The 18,820-nt window shown below is 71.7% G+C and carries 18 protein-coding genes and 1 pseudogene; 9 read left to right on the forward strand and 10 right to left on the reverse strand.

Going from position 1 to position 18,820, the window contains the following annotated elements; translation table 11 throughout:
* From CQZ88_RS17035 to pdhA, 3 genes are all read right to left on the reverse strand, one after another.
* Window positions 1-160: biotin/lipoyl-containing protein (locus CQZ88_RS17035; protein ID WP_308410812.1), on the reverse strand; the 160-nt coding region annotated here is incomplete at its 3' end.
* A gap of 10 nt (window positions 161-170) precedes the next feature.
* The gene (locus tag CQZ88_RS17040; protein WP_006940154.1) at window positions 171-1,154 is read right to left on the reverse strand and encodes an alpha-ketoacid dehydrogenase subunit beta; all 984 of its coding nucleotides are present in this window, start codon (window positions 1,152-1,154) and stop codon (window positions 171-173) included.
* Entirely contained in the window at window positions 1,151-2,254 is a 1,104-nt protein-coding gene (gene pdhA, locus CQZ88_RS17045; RefSeq protein ID WP_006940155.1) for a pyruvate dehydrogenase (acetyl-transferring) E1 component subunit alpha, read from the reverse strand. Before pdhA ends, CQZ88_RS17040 begins: the two co-directional genes overlap by 4 nt.
* Before the next feature lie 166 nt (window positions 2,255-2,420).
* Between pdhA and CQZ88_RS17050 the strand changes: the two genes are divergently transcribed.
* The gene (locus CQZ88_RS17050; protein WP_006940156.1) at window positions 2,421-2,891 is read left to right on the forward strand and encodes an Lrp/AsnC family transcriptional regulator; all 471 of its coding nucleotides are present in this window, start codon (window positions 2,421-2,423) and stop codon (window positions 2,889-2,891) included.
* A gap of 43 nt (window positions 2,892-2,934) precedes the next feature.
* On the opposite strand, the gene CQZ88_RS17055 is transcribed toward CQZ88_RS17050, so the two are convergent.
* From CQZ88_RS17055 to CQZ88_RS17065, 3 genes are all read right to left on the reverse strand, one after another.
* Window positions 2,935-4,107 carry a thiolase family protein gene (locus CQZ88_RS17055; RefSeq protein ID WP_006940158.1) on the reverse strand — a complete coding sequence of 391 codons (1,173 nt, stop codon included), beginning with the start codon at window positions 4,105-4,107 and terminating at the stop codon, window positions 2,935-2,937.
* A 93-nt stretch (window positions 4,108-4,200) separates the two neighbouring features.
* Complete coding sequence (locus CQZ88_RS17060) at window positions 4,201-4,677, reverse strand: thioesterase family protein (RefSeq protein ID WP_006940160.1); 477 nt, start codon at window positions 4,675-4,677, stop codon at window positions 4,201-4,203.
* Window positions 4,674-5,870, reverse strand: coding sequence for a benzoate/H(+) symporter BenE family transporter (locus CQZ88_RS17065; protein WP_006940162.1), 1,197 nt, complete (start codon window positions 5,868-5,870; stop codon window positions 4,674-4,676). The genes CQZ88_RS17060 and CQZ88_RS17065 overlap by 4 nt, the downstream gene beginning before the upstream one ends.
* A gap of 100 nt (window positions 5,871-5,970) precedes the next feature.
* Between CQZ88_RS17065 and CQZ88_RS17070 the strand changes: the two genes are divergently transcribed.
* Entirely contained in the window at window positions 5,971-6,807 is an 837-nt protein-coding gene (locus tag CQZ88_RS17070; RefSeq protein ID WP_006940164.1) for a sulfurtransferase, read from the forward strand.
* 10 nt (window positions 6,808-6,817) lie between these two features.
* Here the strand turns inward: CQZ88_RS17070 and CQZ88_RS17075 are convergent, their stop codons facing one another.
* The 3 genes and pseudogenes from CQZ88_RS17075 to CQZ88_RS17085 form a co-directional block, all read right to left on the reverse strand.
* On the reverse strand, window positions 6,818-7,642 hold the full coding sequence (locus CQZ88_RS17075; protein ID WP_044476147.1) for a shikimate 5-dehydrogenase: 825 nt from the start codon (window positions 7,640-7,642) through the stop codon (window positions 6,818-6,820).
* A 140-nt stretch (window positions 7,643-7,782) separates the two neighbouring features.
* Window positions 7,783-8,448 (reverse strand): annotated as a pseudogene (locus CQZ88_RS17080) (HNH endonuclease family protein); the annotation flags it as partial.
* 81 nt (window positions 8,449-8,529) lie between these two features.
* Entirely contained in the window at window positions 8,530-8,856 is a 327-nt protein-coding gene (locus CQZ88_RS17085) for a hypothetical protein (protein ID WP_006940172.1), read from the reverse strand.
* Window positions 8,857-9,045: 189 nt separating this feature from the next.
* Between CQZ88_RS17085 and CQZ88_RS17090 the strand changes: the two genes are divergently transcribed.
* From CQZ88_RS17090 to CQZ88_RS17120, 7 genes are all read left to right on the forward strand, one after another.
* Window positions 9,046-11,850: a DEAD/DEAH box helicase gene (locus tag CQZ88_RS17090; RefSeq protein ID WP_180987035.1), complete on the forward strand. Its 2,805-nt coding sequence runs from the start codon at window positions 9,046-9,048 to the stop codon at window positions 11,848-11,850.
* Entirely contained in the window at window positions 11,847-12,605 is a 759-nt protein-coding gene (locus CQZ88_RS17095) for an SWIM zinc finger family protein (protein ID WP_006940174.1), read from the forward strand. Before CQZ88_RS17090 ends, CQZ88_RS17095 begins: the two co-directional genes overlap by 4 nt.
* Before the next feature lie 189 nt (window positions 12,606-12,794).
* Window positions 12,795-14,300, forward strand: a complete 1,506-nt coding sequence (locus CQZ88_RS17100; protein WP_006940176.1) for a CoA-acylating methylmalonate-semialdehyde dehydrogenase — start codon at window positions 12,795-12,797, stop codon at window positions 14,298-14,300.
* A gap of 12 nt (window positions 14,301-14,312) precedes the next feature.
* A complete protein-coding gene (locus CQZ88_RS17105) occupies window positions 14,313-15,467 on the forward strand; it encodes an isobutyryl-CoA dehydrogenase (RefSeq protein ID WP_006940177.1) in 1,155 nt (384 codons plus the stop codon).
* Complete coding sequence (locus CQZ88_RS17110) at window positions 15,464-16,525, forward strand: enoyl-CoA hydratase/isomerase family protein (protein WP_102800077.1); 1,062 nt, start codon at window positions 15,464-15,466, stop codon at window positions 16,523-16,525. Before CQZ88_RS17105 ends, CQZ88_RS17110 begins: the two co-directional genes overlap by 4 nt.
* Window position 16,526: 1 nt before the next feature.
* On the forward strand, window positions 16,527-17,435 hold the full coding sequence (gene mmsB / locus CQZ88_RS17115; RefSeq protein ID WP_006940179.1) for a 3-hydroxyisobutyrate dehydrogenase: 909 nt from the start codon (window positions 16,527-16,529) through the stop codon (window positions 17,433-17,435).
* A complete protein-coding gene (locus CQZ88_RS17120) occupies window positions 17,432-18,208 on the forward strand; it encodes an enoyl-CoA hydratase (protein ID WP_006940180.1) in 777 nt (258 codons plus the stop codon). Before mmsB ends, CQZ88_RS17120 begins: the two co-directional genes overlap by 4 nt.
* Window positions 18,209-18,262: 54 nt before the next feature.
* Here the strand turns inward: CQZ88_RS17120 and CQZ88_RS17125 are convergent, their stop codons facing one another.
* Window positions 18,263-18,790: a MarR family winged helix-turn-helix transcriptional regulator gene (locus tag CQZ88_RS17125; RefSeq protein WP_006940181.1), complete on the reverse strand. Its 528-nt coding sequence runs from the start codon at window positions 18,788-18,790 to the stop codon at window positions 18,263-18,265.
* Window positions 18,791-18,820: the final 30 nt, after the last annotated feature.

Here is an 18,820-nt window from a genome sequence, read left to right on the forward strand (position 1 = left end):
CGACCTCGGCGATCACCTGGTTGAGCTCGACCCGGTCGCCGACGGCGACGGACCACGACACCAGTTCCGCCTCGGTCAGGCCCTCCCCGAGGTCCGGCAGCCGGAAGACCTCGCTGTGTTCGGTCACCACGGTGCCGTGTTCGCTCATGCCCGGTTCCATGTCCGGCTCCTCACGCCGCGAGGCTGCGGTCGACGGCGTCGAGGATCCGGTCCGGGTCGGGCAGGTGGTAAGCCTCGAGTTTCGCCGGGGGATAGGGGATGTCGAAGCCGCCGACCCGCAGCACCGGCGCCTCGAGCTGGTAGAAGCAGCGCTCCGCGAGCTGGGCGGCGATCTCGGCGCCGATGCCGCAGAACAGCGGAGCCTCCTGCACCACGACGAGCCGTCCGGTGCGCCGGACCGACGCCTCGACGGTGTCGAAGTCGATGGGCGAGAGGGACCGCAGGTCGATCACCTCGACCGAGTGCCCCTCGGTGTCGGCGATCTGCGCGGCGTGCAGCGCGGTGGCCACCATCGACCCGAACGTCACGACGGTGACGTCCGTTCCGGGCCGGGCGACGCGGGCCTTGTCGAGCGGGAGGTCGGGCTCGGCGTCGAGGTCGACCTCGCCGCGGTCCCAGTACCGGCGTTTCGGCTCGAGGAAGATCACCGGGTCGTCGAGCGCGATGGCCTGCTGGATCATCGTGTAGGCGTCGGCCGGATGGCTCGGGCTGACGACCCGCAGTCCGGCGGTGTGCGTGAAGTACGCCTCGGGTGACTCCGAATGGTGCTCCACCGCACCGATCCCGCCGCCGTAGGGGATGCGGATGGTCAGGGGGGCGGTGACCCTCCCGGCGGTGCGGTAGTGGATCTTGGCGACCTGCGAGACGATCTGGTCGAACGCGGGGTAGACGAAGCCGTCGAACTGGATCTCGCACACCGGCCGGTAGCCGCGCAGGGCCATGCCGAAAGCCGTTCCCACGATCCCGGATTCGGCGAGGGGCGTGTCGATGACGCGGTTGTCGCCGAAGTCCTTCTGCAACGTGTCGGTGACCCGGAAGACCCCGCCGAGCCGGCCGACGTCCTCGCCCATGATCACCACCTTGCGGTCGTGTTCGAGGGCCCGGCGCAGCCCGGCGCCGAGGGCGGCCCCGAGGGCCAGCGTGGTGGTGGTCATGACAGCGCCTCCTCGTGGGTCGCGTTCTCGAAATCGGCGAGGTAGTCGCGGTAGCGGGTTCGTTCCTCGGCGATCATCGGATGGTCGGTGGCGTAGACGTGGTCGAACATGCTCAGCGGCTCGGGGTTCGGGGCACCGAGGGTGCCGGCGCGCAGCCGGGCCGCGGCCTCGTCGGCGGCGGCGCCGACCTCGTCGAAGAACTCGTCGCCGGCGTGTCCTTCCCGCCGGAGCAGCCGGTGGAGCCGGTCGATCGGGTCCCGGGCCTTCCACAGTTCGGTCTCGGCGGGGGTGCGGTAGCGGGTGGGGTCGTCGGAGGTGGTGTGCGGGCCCATCCGGTAGGTGATGGCCTCGACGAACGACGGGCCGCTGCCCTCCCGCGCATGCCGGGTGGCCCGGCGGGTGACGGCGAGCACCGCGAGCGCGTCGTTGCCGTCGACCTGCACGGCCGGCATCCCGTAGCCGGCGGCGCGCTGCGCGATCGGGACGGGACTCTGCGACCGGACCGGGTGGCTGATCGCCCAGTGGTTGTTCTGGCAGAAGAAGACCACGCCGACGCCCCACGCGACGGCGAAGCCGAGGGCCTCGGCGATGTCGCCCTGGCTGGTCGCCCCGTCGCCGAAGTAGACGACGGTGGCGATCTCGGCGCCGTCGAAGTGGGCGCCCATCGCGTATCCGGTGGCGTGCAGGCCCTGGGAGCCGACGACGATGGCGGGATTGGTCATATTGACCGTGGCCGGATCCCAGCCGGAGTGGGCGCACCCGCGCCACAGCCGGGTCATGTCGGCGGGGTCGACGCCGCGGCACCAGGCCACCCCGTGCTCGCGGTAGCTGGTGAACACGTAGTCGTCGCGGTGGAGGGCGTGCGCGGAGCCGACCTGGGCGGCCTCCTGGCCGAGCAGGGGCGCCCACAGTCCGAGTTCGCCCTGCCGCTGCAGCGCGGTGGCCTCGGCGTCGAGGCGGCGGACGACGACCATGTCGCGGTAGAGGGCGCGGAGTTCGTCGGGTCCGACGTCGGCGACGAGCGCGGAGTACTCGGGGTTGTAGACCCGTCGTCCGTCGGGCTGGATCAGCTGGACCGGATAGGCAATCTTGTCGACCACCGTGCACCACCTCGCTATGGCGGGACCGGTCGCCCTCGTGAGGCGGGCCGGCGGACCTGTGTTGTACCTCACATGATCCACGCGGGGTGCAGGTGCGCAATCGGCCGATGCGCAATTGTGCAGGAAGCACGGTTTCGGGGTGCCCGCCGCTGTCATACTGCGAAATATGACCAGTCTCGATGCCACCGACGCCCGGCTGCTGCTCGAGCTTGCGCGGACCCCGCGGGCGACCGGGGTGGAGCTGTCCCAGCGTCTGGGGTTGTCCCGGAACACGGTGCAGGCGCGGCTCGCGCGATGGGATGCGGAGGGGGTCCTCGGGTCGTTCGAGCGGCGGGTGGATCCGCGGGCTCTCGGCTATCCGCTGGCGGCGTTCGTCGCCACCCGGGTCGATCAGCACCGGCTCGATTCGGTCGTCGCGGCCCTGGCACAGATCCCGGAGGTGACCGAGGTGTACGGCATGACGGGGCAGACGGACCTGTCGGTGAAGGTGGTCGCGCGCGACGCCGAGGATCTCTACCGGCTGGCCGGGCAGATCCTCGAGATCCCCGGCGTCGAGCGCACCAACATGGCGCTGGTGATGCGCGAACTGGTGGGTCCGCGCACGACGCCGCTGCTCGAGCGGCTGGCGCAGCGATGAGGCGTGCCTTCCGGGACCGGGTCCCGGAAGGCACCACCGCGGACTAGAGGATCTCGTAGATCGTGGCGTTGGCGGTGCCGCCGCCCTCGCACATCGTCTGCAGGCCGTAGCGGCCACCCGTGCGGCGCAGGTGGTGGATCAACGTCGCGGCCAGGCGACCGCCCGAGGCGCCGAGGGGGTGGCCGAGCGCGATGGCACCGCCGAGGGGGTTCAGCTTCTCGAGCGGCGCGCCCGTCTCGCGTTGCCACGACAGCGGTACCGAGGCGAAGGCCTCGTTGACCTCGAACGCGTCGATGTCGTCGAGCGACAGTCCCGACCGCTTCAGCGCCAGGGCGGTGGCCGGGATGGGGCCGGTGAGCATCTTGACCGGATCGTCGCCGGTGACCACGGCGGTGTGCACGCGCGCGAGCGGGGTCAGGCCCAGCGCCTTCGCCTTCTCCGAGGTGGTGATCAGCAGCCCGGAGGCGCCGTCGGAGATCTGGGACGCATTGCCGGCGGTGACCACTCCGTTCTCCCGGAACGGGGCCTTCAGGCCCGCGAGCTTCTCGACGGTGGAGCCGCGCCGGATGCCCTCGTCCGCGGCGATCACGGTGCCGTCCGCCAGGGTGTACGGCGCGATCTCGTCCGTGAACAGCCCCCCGTCCTGCGCGCGGGCGGCCCGCTCGTGCGACCGGACGGAGTACTCGTCGAGCTCGGTGCGGGAGATGCCCCACTGCTCGGCGATGATCTCGGCGCCCACGCCCTGGTTGAAGCGGCCGTGGAAGCCGGGCGCGGTGAGCTCGTCGGCGTACCGCTCGCGGGCCGGGCCGCCCATCTGCCCAGTGCCCTCGGGGGCGGAGGAACCCAGCGGGATCGCCGACATGATCTCGACGCCGCCGGCGACGACGAGATCGGCCTGGCCGGAGATCACCGCCGCGGCCGCCGTCGAGACGGCCTGCTGCGACGAGCCGCACTGCCGGTCGATGGTGAAGCCGGGCACCGATTCCGGCCAGCCCGCGCCGAGCACGGCCATGCGGCCGATGTTGCCCGACTGCATGCCGACGGATTGCACGGTGCCCCAGTGCACGTCGTCGACGAGCGCCGGGTCGATGCCGGTGCGTTCGGCGATGGTGCGCAGGACGTGGGCGGACAGCTCGACGGCGTGGACGCCGGACAGGCCGCCGCCCCGCTTGCCGATGGGGGTACGAACGGCTTCGACGATGACAGCATCGCGCATCTTGGGATCGCTCTCTCTCGGGGACGTGCGGATGCCCCGGAGTGTAATCCGGTAGATGAATACAATGCCAAGCGGATGCTTGGTGGTCGGGAGCTATTCCGCCGGGGGCGTCACCAGCTGGGCGACCGCCTTCTTGATCTCCTTGGGGATCGCCACGGGACGTCGCGTGCGGGCGTCGACGTACACGTGCACGAAACGCCCGGTCGCCGCCGGCTGCAGCCCGCCTTCGCCGTCCTCCCGGAAGATGGCCAGCGAATAGGTGACACTGCGGGTTCCCAGCCGCTCCACCGCCAGGCCGACGCGCAGCCGGTCCGGGAACGACAGCTCCGCCAGATACCGGCACGACGTCTCTGCGACCACGCCGATCGCGTCCAGCTCCCGGATGTCGACCCCGGTCGTGGCCATCAGCCATCCGTTGACCGCGGAGTCGAAGTACGAGTAGTAGGTGACGTTGTTGACGTGGCCGTAGTGGTCGTTGTCCGCCCACCGGGTCTGCATCGGCCAGAGGACCGGGAACCGGGCGGGAACGGGTGGGTCGGCGGCGGGCGTCGTCGGCTGGCGGTTCGTCACCGTGCTGACGATAGTCCCACGCGGACGGCAAGTCCGACCATCAACGCCCAGAATGCCGATCCGATACCGAACAGGGTCGATCCGGACGCCGCGACCAGGAACGTCACGACCGCTGCTTCGCGCTCCGGCGCGTCGCGCAGAGCCGAGGCCAGGGCCCCGCCGAGCGTCGCGAGCAGGGCCAATCCGGCCACCGCCTCGACCACCCCGTCCGGTGCCATCGCCACGACCGTCGCGAGCCCGGTCGAGCACAGGGCCAGCGCGAGATACGACCAGCCCGCAGACCACGCCGCCACCCACCGGCGTGCCGGATCCGGGTCCGCCTCGGGCGCCGCCGCCAGCGCCGCACTGATCGCCGCGAGGTTGATCGCGTGCCCACCGGCCGGCGCGCCCACGACGGTGCCGAGGCCCGTGACCGTCATCGCCGCCCGCCACGGCGTGGCGTAACCGAACGAGTCGAGCACTGCGGTGCCCGGGATGTTCTGCGACGCCATCGTCACGATGTACAGGGGCACGGCGATGCCGAGCAGCGCCTGCCACGTCCACGCCGGAGCCGTGAGATCGATCGAGGGCAGCAGATCCCGCGCCGCGGGCCGGGTTCCCGAGCGCGACAGGTGGATTGCCACGACCACCGCGGCCGTCGCGAACGCCCCCGGCACCGCCCAGCGCGGCCGCAGCCGCTGCAGCACGAGCCACGTCGCCACCACGGGCAGGATCGAGGCGGGCGAGGACATCACCCCCTCGACCGGGGCGAGGCAGAGCGGGACGAGCACCCCGGCGAGCATGGCCTGGGCCAGTGGCGTCGGGATCGCCGCGATCAGGGCGCCGAGCCGCGGCCACAGCCCCGTCAGGACGATCGCGGCGCCCACGACGACGAACGCGCCCACTGCGGCCGGCCATCCGCCCGCCACCACGCCGGTGCCGGCGAGCAGCGCGGCGCCGGGCGTGGACCACGCGAGGGTGATCGGTGTGCGGTACCGCCGCGCCAGCCACAGGATGCCGAGCCCCTGCGTCACACAGAGCGCCAGCAGACCGGACGCCGCCTCCGACGGCGACGCCCCGACCGCCCGCAGTCCCGTCAGCACCACCGCGAACGAACTGGTGAACCCGACGAGGGCCGTGACGATGCCCGCCCCGATCGGCTGGGTGAGCGGGGCGGGACGGGTGGGCGCGGGAGCATCTGACACGGGCGGCATTCTGCCGCAGTGGACCCGGGCGGCATTCTGCCGCAGTGGACGCCGCCGCACCTCCCGTGTCGCGCGGCGCCCACCGCGCGGGCGTGCCAGGATCGGAGCCATGGTTGCGAATCCCGTGCTGATGACCGTGCGCGAACTGGCCGATCTCGTCGAGGTGGGCAGGCCGCCGGTTCTGCTGGACGTGCGCTGGTCGCTCGACGACCCGAACGGCGAGGACCGCTACCACGAGGGTCACATCCCCGGAGCGGTGTACGTCGACCTCGAGACCGAGCTCGCCGATCCGGGCTCGCCCGAGCGAGGCCGTCACCCCCTGCCGGACGTGGTGCGGCTGCAGGACCACGCGCGACGGTGGGGGATCGACGACGGCGACACCGTCGCCGTCTACGACGACACCGGGGGCCTCGCCGCCGCCCGGGCCTGGTGGCTGCTGCGCTGGGCGGGCCTTCGGGACGTGCGCCTGCTCGACGGCGGGCTGTCGCTGTGGACGGCGGAGGGACATGGCCTCGCGGCCGGGCCGGGGGAGGCCGTGAAGCCGGGATCGGTGACCCTGCGCGGCGGCCGGATGTCCACCGTCGGCATCGACGAGGCGGCCGAGTTCCCTTCGCGGGGAACCCTGCTCGATGCGCGGGCCGCGGCGCGGTACCGGGGCGACGAGGAGCCCGTCGATCCGCGCGCCGGCCACATCCCCGGCGCGGTCAGCGCCCCCGCCACGGACAACCTCCGCGAGGACGGCACGTTCCGGACCGCCGAGGAACTCGCCGACCGCTTCGCGACCGTGTGCGGGGACGGTCCCGTCGCCGTCTACTGCGGATCCGGGGTGACCGCGACCCATCAGATTGCGGCGCTCGCCCTCGCCGGGATCGACGCAGCCCTGTTCCCGGGGTCGTGGTCGCAGTGGTGCCGGGACCCGGCCCGGGAGATCGCCACCGGGGCGTGAATGCCGGGGCTCAGGCCGCGGATCGGGAGAACTCCGACGCGCGGCGCACCTGCTCGGGCGTCGGAGTCACGCCGGTGTACAGCGCGAACTGCTGCGCCGCCTGCAGGGCGATGACCTCGGCGCCGGTGATCACGGGCAGTCCCCGCTCCTGGGCCGCGCGGATCAGCGGCGTCTGCGGGGGCATCGCCACCACGTCGAACACCGTCGTCGCCGCGCCCACCGCGGCTTCGGGGAACGGCAGCTGCCCGGATTCCGGCCCGCCCGCCATCCCGATCGGCGTGGCGTTGACGAGCAGGCCCGGAGCGAGCTCGCCGAGCTCGGGCCGCCAGTCGAACCCGTACTGCTGCGCGAGCGGGCGACCGGTCTTCTCGTTGCGGGCGATCACCGACACGTTCGCGAACCCGCTGTCGCGCAGGGCCGCCACCACCGCCTTTGCCATCCCGCCGCTGCCGGCGACGGCGGCCGGCAACGCGGGGTCGACCTCGTGCTCGCGCAGCAGATCCACCACCGCCTGGTAGTCGGTGTTGTAGGCGTGCAGCACCCCGTTCTCGTTGACGACGGTGTTCACCGACTCGATGGCCCGCGCCGAGTCGTGCAGCTCGTCGATCAGGGGAATGACCGCTTCCTTGAACGGCATCGACACCCCGCACCCGCGGATGCCGAGGCCGCGGATCCCGGCCACCGCCGCCGGCAGGTCGGTCGTCGTGAACGCCTTGTACACGAAGTCCAGGCCGAGTTCGTCGTAGAGGTAGTTGTGGAAGCGGGTGCCGATGTTGCTCGGGCGGCCCGACAGCGAGATGCACAGGCGGGTGTCCTTGGTGATGCGCGAAACCATGAGTGCCACGCTAGTTCCCTGCGCCCGGATGCGGGGCACGGCGCCGGAGGGCGGCAGCCGCGCGACCACCGGGCGTCCGCGCGGGCAATTCGTGGATGGGTCCGACCGACGAGCGGGCGATCGCCGCGACGACGGGCTCGGCACGCGGAGATCGTCGACGCCAGCGCCCGCCGGTCGGCCACCGTGATCGGCAGCCCGTAGCGCACCGCCACCGACAGGTACTTGCCCGCGAACCAGCAGCGATACGCCGCCGCCGGCGGCAGCCACTCGGCCGGGGTGTGATCGCGCTTGTCCTCGTTCGCCGGGCCGTCCACCGCGATCAGGTTGTAGGCGACGTCGTTGGCGAACTGCCGGCGCCGTTCGGCCGGCCAGGCCGCCGCCCCGAGGTCCCACGCCGCCGCCAGGGGGTAGATGTGGTCGATCTGGACGGCCCGGCCCTCGGCGCGACGGAATTCGAGCCGCGCCCCGGTGTACGGGTCGGTCAGCGTGCCCGACAGGACGACACAGTCGCCGGTGCCGGGCCGGAACGCCACGTCGCGCAGATCGCGGGCGAGCACGTTGTTGCGGGTGTCGCACCCGTCGCGGCCGCCTGGTCCCGGATGGTCGTCGGACCACGCCTCCCCGAACACGCACCCCTCGCCCGGTCCGCACCCCCGCTCGTACCCCGGCACCTGCGGCCGGTGCGGCACCACCGCCGCCCGCGCCAGCAACTGTTCGAGCTCGCCGCGGCCGGGGCTGCCCGGTGCCGGTGGTGCGTTCGACTCGATCCGGTCCCAACCCCACGACACGGCGATCGCGACCGCCACCACCAGCCCCCAGAACGCTGCGCCCCCTCGCACGCGGACATTCTCACCGACCGCACCGACAGCGGCGGCGCCGGTGCCCGCTCAGCCGTCGGTCGTCAGCGGAAACCGCGTCGCGTGGATGGACTCGATGGTGCGGCCGTCGTGCCCGACGATCCACGACCCCCCGTGCTGCCTGCACTCGGCGATCCGGTCGAACACGGTCAGCAGGAAGAACACCGCCTGCTCCGCGGTGGCGGTGGCGGCGAGCCGGTGGGACTCACCGTGTTTCGTCCCGTCGAGCCACACGCCGCACTGGCCGTCGAGCCGCATCGTGGTGATGTGCTCGGAGTCGACGAACGCGTACTTGACCTGCTCCCAAGGGGTGTGGGCGCTGTAGGCCTGTTCGAGGACCTGGATCATGATCGACATCGCAGTCTCCTGGTGGGTGCACCTGCAGCCCAGTGTCCTCCGGGGAGCGAGCCCGATCCAGGGCCGATCGTCACCGGCGCTCGGCGCACGCTCGGCACGACCGTCCCGCGCGGGCCCACCCGCCACGACGGCGGGCGTGCGCCCCAGCCCGTCACGACGGTGTCGGTCGCGGCTGGCACCATGGTGGGCATGCTGCACGGGCTGTGGTCACCGGGAGCGGGCCTGATGCTGTGGCGCGACGGCGACGACCCGCCCGACGACACACCCGCTGTACTGCGACGATGGATCGACCGGCCGTTCCGGCACCGTGTCGAGCTGCGTCTGCCCGGCGACGACGCTCCGCGGCGGATCCCCGCGGTGGCGGTCGCGCCGCCCGACGCCGCGGAGCTGCTGCTGGCGCTGCCGCGGCACGCCGAGGGGGTGGCCGGGGACCTGCGCTACCTCGCCCACGTCGCCCGCGGCATCGAGCGCTGGGCGCAGGCCGGGCGGGTGGCCCCGGAACTGCACCGCGCCGACGGGCAGTGGTGGGCCCGGTGGCGCCTGCTCGGCGGCGACCGGATCCGGGCCTGGACGGCCGAGCTGTCCGCCGCGATGCCGCCGGTGCAGCGGCAGGCCGGCCGGCCCGCGGCGCTCCTCGACGACCTCGCCACCGAGCTCACCGATCCGATCACCCGGGCGTTGATCGGCAACGTGGGTACCTCGCTGCATCCGCTGATCGCCGCCCTGGCCGAGGGGCAGCCGCACCACAGCGGCTCCCAGCGCATGGCCGAGGCGCTGGACGAATGGCGGGCCTCGCTCGCCGGAAACGAGCCCGACCTGGTGCTGCGGCTCGTCGAACCGGACGACGAGGAGGACGGCATCGGCGCCGACACGCTGTGGCGGCTCGAGGTGTGCCTGCGGTCGGAGGGGCAGGCGCCGGTGCCGGTGCCGGTGGACGGCTCCGACGCGCAGCTGCTGCAGATCGGGATCCGCAAGCTCGGCGCCGCCCTGAAGGCGTATCCGCGGCTGCAGGACGTGCCGCGCGACCCGGACAGCCTGGACCTGCTGCTGCCGACGGGGGTCGTGACCGACCTCGTGGAGCACGGTGGCCGTGCGCTGGGTGAGGCCGGCGTCGCGTTGCTGCTGCCGCGCGCGTGGGCGCGGCTCGAGCCGTCGCTGCGGCTGCAGGTGTCCTCGCCGGTCGCACCCGTCGCCGCCGAGGACGACACCGTCGGCATGAACGCGCTCGTCTCGTTCGAGTGGCAGCTTGCCGTGGGCGACATGCTGCTCACCCCCGCCGAGATGGAACGGCTGATCGCGGCCAACAGCGAGCTGGTCAAGCTGCGCGGCAAGTGGGTGCAGGCGGATCCGATCGCGCTCGCGCGGGCCGCCCGCTACGTCGCCGGCCAGGGCGCGACGGACGCGACGCTGGCGACGTTGTTCGGCCGGTTCACCGGCGACGAGCCGCCACCGGTGGAGGTCACCGACGTCGCCGCGACCGGCTGGGTGGCGACCCTGCTCGACGGGCAGGTCCGGCCCGAACCGGTGCCGCCCCCACCCGGCCTGCACGCGACCTTGCGTCCGTACCAGCAGCGCGGCCTGGAGTGGCTGGCGTTCATGAGCGGCCTCGGGCTGGGCGCGGTGCTGGCCGACGACATGGGCCTCGGCAAGACCGTGCAGGTGCTCGCGCTGCTCGCCCACGAACGGGCGGGCGGCGACGACGTGCCCCCGACGTTGCTGGTGTGCCCGATGTCGGTGGTGGGCAACTGGCAGCGCGAGGCCCAGCGGTTCGTCCCGGGCCTGCGCGTGCACGTCCACCACGGCCCGGCGCGGTTGCGCGACGCCGCGCTGGCCGCGGCGGTCGCCGACAGCGACCTGGTGATCACGACGTACGCGCTCGTCGCGCGTGACGTGGCGCCGTTGAGGTCGCTGCGCTGGGGCCGGGTGGTGCTCGACGAGGCCCAGCACGTGAAGAACGCCGCGACCGCGCAGTCCCGCGCGACGCGGGCGATCCCCGCGCGGCACCGCGTCGCGCTCACCGGCACCCCCGTGGAGAACCGGCTCGAGGAACTGCGATCGATCCTCGACTTCGCCAATCCCCGCCTGCTGGGTTCGCCGTCGACGTTCCGGGCCCGGTTCGCCGTCCCGATCGAGCGGGAGCGCGACGCGGCCGCCGCCGCGCGGCTGCGGGCGTTGACGTCGCCGTTCGTGCTTCGCCGCGTCAAGACCGATCCGTCGGTGATCTCGGACCTGCCGGAGAAGTTCGAGCAGACGGTGCGGGCCAACCTGACCGCCGAGCAGGCGGCGCTGTACCGGGCGGTGGTCGACGAGATGATGCGGCAGATCCGGGACAAGGAGGGCATGGCCCGCAAGGGCGCGGTGCTCGCCGCGCTGACCCGGCTCAAGCAGGTGTGCAATCACCCCGCGCACTACCTGGGCGACGGCTCCGGGGTGCTGCGCCGGGGCCGGCACCGTTCGGGCAAGCTCGGGCTGGTGGAGGACATCGTCGAGTCGATCCTCGCCGACGGCGAGAAGGCGCTGCTGTTCACCCAGTTCCGGGAGTTCGGTGAGCTGATCGCCCCGTATCTCGCCGAGCGGTTCGACACCACGGTGCCGTTTCTGCACGGCGGGGTGTCCAAGGGCCGGCGCGACGCGATGGTCGCCGCGTTCCAGGGCGACGGCGGCCCGCCGATGATGCTGCTCTCGCTCAAGGCCGGCGGCACGGGCCTGAACCTGACGGCCGCGAATCACGTGGTACACCTGGATCGTTGGTGGAATCCGGCGGTGGAGAACCAGGCCACCGACCGGGCGTTCCGCATCGGCCAGCGCCGCGACGTGCAGGTCCGCAAGCTCGTGTGCGTCGGCACGCTGGAGGAACGGATCGACGAAATGATCGCGGGGAAACAGGAATTGGCGGAGCTTGCGGTGGGAGCGGGCGAGAACTGGATCACCGAGCTGTCCACCGAGCAGCTGCACTCGCTGCTGTCCCTGGGCGACGAGGCGGTGGGCGAGTGAGCCCGGCCGGCGGGTTCGACCGTTACGGCAAGCGCCGGCGGGTCGTCGGCGGCATCGAGGCGCGGACGAAGCGCGGGTCGATCGGACGCACCTGGTGGTCGAAGGAGCTGGTCTCGGCGATGGAGCAGGTCGCCGACAAGGGCCGGCTGGCGCGGGGCCGGACCTACGCCCGGTCGGGACAGGTGGTCTCGATGCGGCTCGAGCCCGGCGTGGCGGTGGGGGAGGTGCAGGGCAGTCAGCTGCGCCCGTTCACCTCGACGGTCTCGATCCGCACGCTCGACGAGGAGGCGGTCACGGAGCTGATCGACCGGGTGCGGTCGGCTCCGGGCATGCTGGTCCGGCTCGCGGGCGGTGCGCTGCCGGAGGAACTGGGTCCGCTGCTGCTGCCGCGGCGCGCCGGTGAACTGGACTTCGACTGCACGTGCCCGGACGACGGGTGGCCGTGCAAACACGCGGCGGCAGTCGGGTACCTGCTGGCCGAGCACGTCGACGAGCAGCCGCTGGCGGTGCTCACCCTGCGCGGGGTCGACCTGAACGCATTGATCGGCGGGGTGGACGCCGCCGAGACCGACGACGAGGACTTCTACGGGGACGCGATCCGGTTGCCGGATCTGCCGGCCGAGCCGTACCGGCCCGCGCTGGACGATCTCGATCCGATGCTGTTGCGGCGGGTCCTGCGGGCCGGCGGCACCGACGAGTCGGTGGTCATCCGCGGTGCCGCCGACCTGGAAGAGATGTACCGGCGGCTGCGATAGGCCGCTCCGCGGCCGGTGCGTCCTTTGGGCGGCTGGAGCGACCCAAAGGACGCACCGGCGGCGCAGCCGCCTATGGACATACATGGACTTCCAACTATAGGATGAGCACACATTGCCGGGGGTGTCGTCCGCTGCCCCCGATCATCCCACCGAAACACGAGAATTCGACCAGTTAGGACGGATCCGGACATGAGCGTTCGAGAACTCACCCACTTCGTCGGGGGCAAGCACATCCCCGGTGCCTCCGACCGGTTCGCCGACGTCTTCGACCCCAACACCGGCGAGGTGCAGGCCCGGGTTCCGCTCGCCGACGTCGCCGAGGCAGAGGCCGCCATCGCGAACGCCGTCGAGGCTCAGAAGGAATGGGCCGCGTTCAACCCGCAGAAGCGCGCCCGCGTGCTGATGAAGTTCCTGCAGCTCGTGCAGGACGACATGGACAACCTCGCGCGGCTGCTGTCCTCCGAGCACGGCAAGACCGTCGCCGACGCCAAGGGCGACATCCAGCGCGGCCTCGAGGTGATCGAGTTCGCCACCGGCATCCCGCACCTGCTCAAGGGCGAGTTCACCGACTCCGCCGGCACCGGCATCGACGTCTACTCGATGCGCCAGCCGCTCGGCGTCGTCGCCGGCATCACCCCGTTCAACTTCCCCGCGATGATCCCGCTGTGGAAGGCCGGACCGGCCATCGCGTGCGGAAACGCGTTCGTGCTCAAGCCTTCCGAGCGCGACCCGTCGGTGCCGCTGCGCCTGGCGGAGCTGTTCATCGAGGCCGGGCTGCCCGCCGGCGTGTTCAACGTCGTCAACGGCGACAAGACCGTCGTCGACGTGCTGCTGACCGACGAGCGCGTCAAGGCCGTCGGCTTCGTCGGCTCCACGCCGATCGCCCAGTACATCTACGAGACCGCCGCCGCCCACGGCAAGCGCGCCCAGTGCTTCGGCGGCGCCAAGAACCACGCGATCGTCATGCCCGACGCCGACATGGACCAGGTGGCCGACGCCCTCGTCGGCGCCGGCTACGGCTCCGCCGGTGAGCGCTGCATGGCCATCTCCGTCGCGGTGCCCGTCGGCGAGGAGGCCGCCGAGGCTCTCGTCGCCAAGCTGAAGGAACGCGTCGCCGAGCTGAAGGTCGGCCGCAGCGACGACCCGAACGCCGACTTCGGCCCGCTCGTCACCGCCGAGGCTCGCCAGCGGGTGCACGACTACATCCAGTCCGGCATCGACGAGGGCGCAGAGCTCGTCGTCGACGGGCGCGACTTCGTGCTCGAGGGCCACGAGAACGGCTTCTTCTCCGGCGCCACCCTGTTCGACAACGTCACCGCGGAGATGAAGATCTACCGCGAGGAGATCTTCGGTCCCGTCGTGATCGTCGTCCGCGCGCACGACTACGAGGAGGCCCTGCGGCTGCCCTCGGAGCACGAGTACGGCAACGGCGTGGCCATCTTCACCCGCGACGGCGACACCGCCCGCGACTTCACCAACCGCGTCAACGTCGGCATGGTCGGCGTGAACGTGCCGATCCCGGTGCCGATCGCGTACCACACCTTCGGCGGCTGGAAGCGGTCCGGCTTCGGCGATCTCAACCAGCACGGCCCGGACTCGATCCGCTTCTACACCAAGACCAAGACCGTCACGCAGCGCTGGTTCTCCGGCCTGAAGGAGAACGCCGACCACTTCGTCATCCCGACGATGGACTAGGACGAGATACCGATGTTCACCCTCACCGACGACGACCGGGCGATCCGCGACACCGCCCGCGACTTCGCCGCCGAGTTCCTCGCCCCGAACGCGGTCGAATGGGACCAGACCAAGCACTTCCCGGTCGACGTCCTGCGCAAGGCCGCGGCCCTCGGGATGGGCGGCATCTACGTCCGCGAGGACGTCGGCGGGTCGGGCCTGCGTCGCCTCGACTCCGTCCGGATCTTCGAGGAACTCGCCAAGGGCTGCCCGTCCATCGCCGCCTACATCTCCATCCACAACATGGTCACGTGGATGATCGACCGGTTCGGCAACGACGAGCAGCGCCGCCTTTGGGTCCCCGGGCTCTGCTCGATGGACCAGCTCGCGAGTTACTGTCTGACCGAGCCCGGCGCCGGCTCCGACGCGGCGGCCCTGAGCACCAGGGCCGTCCGCGACGGCGACGAGTACGTCCTCACCGGCGCCAAGCAGTTCATCTCCGGCGCCGGCACGTCGGACGTGTACGTGGTGATGGCCCGCACCGGCGAGCCCGGCCCGCGCGGCATCTCCGCGATCATCGTCCCGAAGGACACCCCCGGGCTGTCCTTCGGCGCCAACGAGAAGAAGATGGGCTGGAACGCCCAGCCCACCCGGCAGGTGATCTTCGACGGTGCCCGGGTGCCCGCCGAGAACCTGCTCGGCGAGGAGGGCAGCGGTTTCCGCATCGCCATGCACGGGCTCAACGGAGGCCGGCTCAACATCGCCGCGTGCTCGGTCGGCGGCGCTCAGGCCGCGCTCGACAAGACCGTCGGCTACCTCGCCGAACGCAAGGCGTTCGGCGAGCGGCTGCTCGACTCGCAGGCCCTGCAGTTCCGGCTCGCCGACATGCGCACCGGCATCGAGGCCTCCCGCACCCTGCTGTGGCGCGCGGCCGACGCGCTGGACCGGAATGCCGACGACGTGGTCGAGCTGTGCGCCATGGCGAAGCGATTCGCCACCGATGCCTGCTTCGACGCCGCCAACGACGCGCTGCAACTGCACGGCGGCTACGGCTATCTTGCCGAGTACGGGCTCGAGAAGATCGTGCGGGATCTGCGGGTGCATCAGATCCTCGAAGGAACCAACGAGATCATGCGGGTGGTCGTCGCGCGCAGCGTGGTGGCCGCGGCGCAGAACGGAGCAAAATGACCGAGACGGAAGGCGTCCTCGTCCGGGTCTCCGGCGGCATCGGCCGGATCACCCTGAACCGGCCCAAGGCCATCAACGCCCTGAACTACGACATGGTGAAGGTGACGGCCGCCGCGCTCGGCGAGTGGGCCGGGGACGACTCGGTCCGTGCGGTCGTCGTGGACGGGGCGGGGGAGCGCGGCCTGTGCGCCGGCGGTGACATCGTCTCGATCTACCACGACGCCCGCGACGGGGGCACCGGCTCGCAGGACTTCTGGCGCGACGAGTACATCCTCAACGCCGCCATCGGCCGCTACCCGAAGCCGTACGTGGCGCTCATGGACGGCATCGTCATGGGCGGCGGCGTCGGGATCGCCGCCCACGGCAACGTCCGCGTCGTCACCGAACGCTCCACGATCGCGATGCCCGAGGTGGGCATCGGCTTCGTCCCCGACGTGGGCGGCACCTGGCTGCTCTCGCGCGCACCGGGCGAGCTCGGCCCCCACCTCGCCCTGACCACCGGCCGGATGACGGCCGGCGACGCCATCGCCCTCGGTTTCGCCGACCACTTCGTGCCGTCCGAGGCGCTCGACAAGTTCGTCGCCGCCCTCGAATCCGGCACGGTCGACGAGGCGCTCGCCGAATTCGCCCAGCCGGCCCCGGAGTCGCCGCTGCTCGCGCAGCGCTCCTGGATCGACGCCGCCTACTCGGCGCCGACCGTCGAGGAGATCGTCGCCCGACTGCAGGACGCCGAGGAGCCCGAGGCCCGCGCAGCCGCCGAGCAGATCCTCGGCAAGTCGCCCGTCGCGCTGAAGGTGACCCTGCGATCGGTGCGCCACGCCCGCGAACTCGGCAGCCTCGAAGAGGTGCTGAACGAGGAGTACCGGGTGTCCCTGGCGTCGTTGCGCTCGCACGACCTCGTCGAGGGCATCCGCGCGCAGGTGGTCGACAAGGACCGCAACCCGGCGTGGTCGCCGGCGACCCTCGCCGACGTCACCGACGCGGACGTCGACGCGTACTTCCAGCCACTCGGCGAGCTCGAACTCGGGCTCGTCGCACCCGAGAAGGAAACCGCCTGACATGAGCACACTGCCGAACGTCGCCTTCCTCGGTCTCGGCCACATGGGCGGGCCGATGGCCGCGAACCTCGTCAAGGCCGGCTACCCGGTCACCGGTTTCGACCCGGTGCCGGCGGCCCAGGAACAGGGCCGCGCCGACGGCCTCACGATCTCCGAGTCCGCGACCGACGCGGTCCGCGACGCCGACGTCGTGATCACGATGCTGCCCAACGGCGCCCTCGTGCTGAAGCTGTACGACGAGGTCCTGCCGGCCGCCCGGCCGAACACGCTGTTCGTCGACAGCTCCACCATCGACGTCGCCGACGCGCGCGCCGCCCACGAGAAGGCCGTGCAGGCCGGGCACCGCGCCATCGACGCGCCCGTCTCCGGCGGCGTGGCCGGTGCGGCCGCCGGCACCCTCGCCTTCATGGTCGGCGGGTCGGAGGAGGACTTCGAAGCCGCAAAGCCGCTGCTCGAGGTGATGGGTCGCAAGGTCGTGCACTGCGGCGGGTCCGGCGTCGGCCAGGCCGCCAAGATCTGCAACAACATGATCCTCGGCGTGTCGATGATCGCCATCAGCGAGGCCTTCGTGCTCGGCGAGAAGCTCGGACTGACCAACCAGGCCCTCTTCGACGTCGCGTCCAACGCCTCCGGCCAGTGCTGGGCGCTGACCAGCAACTGCCCGGTGCCCGGGCCGGTGCCCACCACCCCCGCCAACAACGACTACCAGCCCGGGTTCGCCGCCGCGCTCATGGACAAGGACCTCGGTCTGGCCGCGAACGCGTTGCGCGCCAACGGCGTCGACGCCGAGCTGGGGCTGCGGGCCGCGGAGATCTACCACCGCTTCAACGAGTCGGGTGGCGGCGGACTGGACTTCTCGGCCATCATCACCGAGATCCGCAACCGCTCGACAGAACAGGAAACCCAGTGACGGACTTCGAGACGATCCTGCTCGACCGCAAGGACCGCGTCGGCATCATCACGCTGAACCGGCCCAAGGCGCTCAACGCCCTCAACAGCCAACTGATGCGTGAGGTGGTGGCGGCCGTCGAGGAGCTCGAGGCGGATGCCGGTATCGGCGCCATCCTGCTCACCGGCTCCGAGAAGGCGTTCGCCGCGGGCGCGGACATCAAGGAGATGGCGCCGAAGACGTTCTCCGAGGTGTACGCGGAAGACCTGTTCTCGCAGTGGGATCGGCTCTCCTCGGCCCGCAAGCCGATCATTGCCGCCGTCTCCGGGTACGCCCTCGGCGGCGGCTGCGAACTGGCCATGCTGTGCGACTTCATCATCGCCGCGGACACCGCCAAGTTCGGCCAGCCCGAGATCAAGCTCGGCGTCATCCCCGGCATCGGCGGCTCGCAGCGGCTCACCCGCGCCGTGGGCAAGGCCAAGGCGATGGACATGTGCCTGACCGGCCGGAACATGGACGCCGAGGAGGCCGAGCGCGCGGGCCTGGTGTCGCGCATCGTGCCGGCCGCGGACCTGTTCGACGTGGCGCTCGAGGCCGCGACCACGGTGGCGTCGATGTCGCTGCCCGTCGCGATGATGGCCAAGGAAGCGGTCAACCGGTCCTTCGAGACCACCCTCGCCGAGGGCGTGAAGTTCGAGCGGCGGGTATTCCACTCGACGTTCGCCACCGCCGACCAGAAGGAAGGCATGGCCGCGTTCGTCGAGAAGCGCGCGCCGGAGTTCAAGCACGCCTGATCGTCGTCCTCGACCGGGGCCGTTCCGCATCCTGCGGGACGGCCCCGATCCGTGTCACCACCTGGTGGGATCGCCTCCGGTGTCGAAGTCGCCGGCGTCGCGGCGCAGGCCGGCCAGGATCCGCAGCAGCGTCTCGAGCTGGTCGTCGGGCACGCCGGGCCGGGCGAACACCTCGGCGTTGAGCTTCTCGGTGGTCTCGACGGCCAGCGCCCGCCCCTCGTCGGTCAGTTCGACCAGTGTGGCGCGACGGTCGCTCGGGTGCGGGGTGCGGCGCACGAGCCCCGCGGTCTCGAGCCGGTCCACGGCATTGGTGACGCTGGTGGGGTGGACCTGCAGCCGGGCGCTGGCCTTCGCCATGGGCAGCGCCCCGGTCCTGGTGAAGTGCAGCAGGGTCAGCAGTTCGTACCGGGCGAACGTGAGCCCGAACGGTTTGAGAACCTCCTCGACCCGCGCCATCATGATCTGCTGCGCGCGCATCACGGAGGTCACCGCGGCCATGCCGTCCGCGACCTCACCCCAGCCGTGGGCCGTCCACTGGCGGTGGGCCTCGGCGATCGGATCGAGCGGTAGGGGTGCGGGCATACGTCGATCATCCCATGTCGCACGGTCTGG

The organism is Rhodococcus sp. ENV425 (assembly GCF_002887785.1).
In the GTDB taxonomy this organism is placed as follows: domain Bacteria; phylum Actinomycetota; class Actinomycetes; order Mycobacteriales; family Mycobacteriaceae; genus Rhodococcus; species Rhodococcus aetherivorans.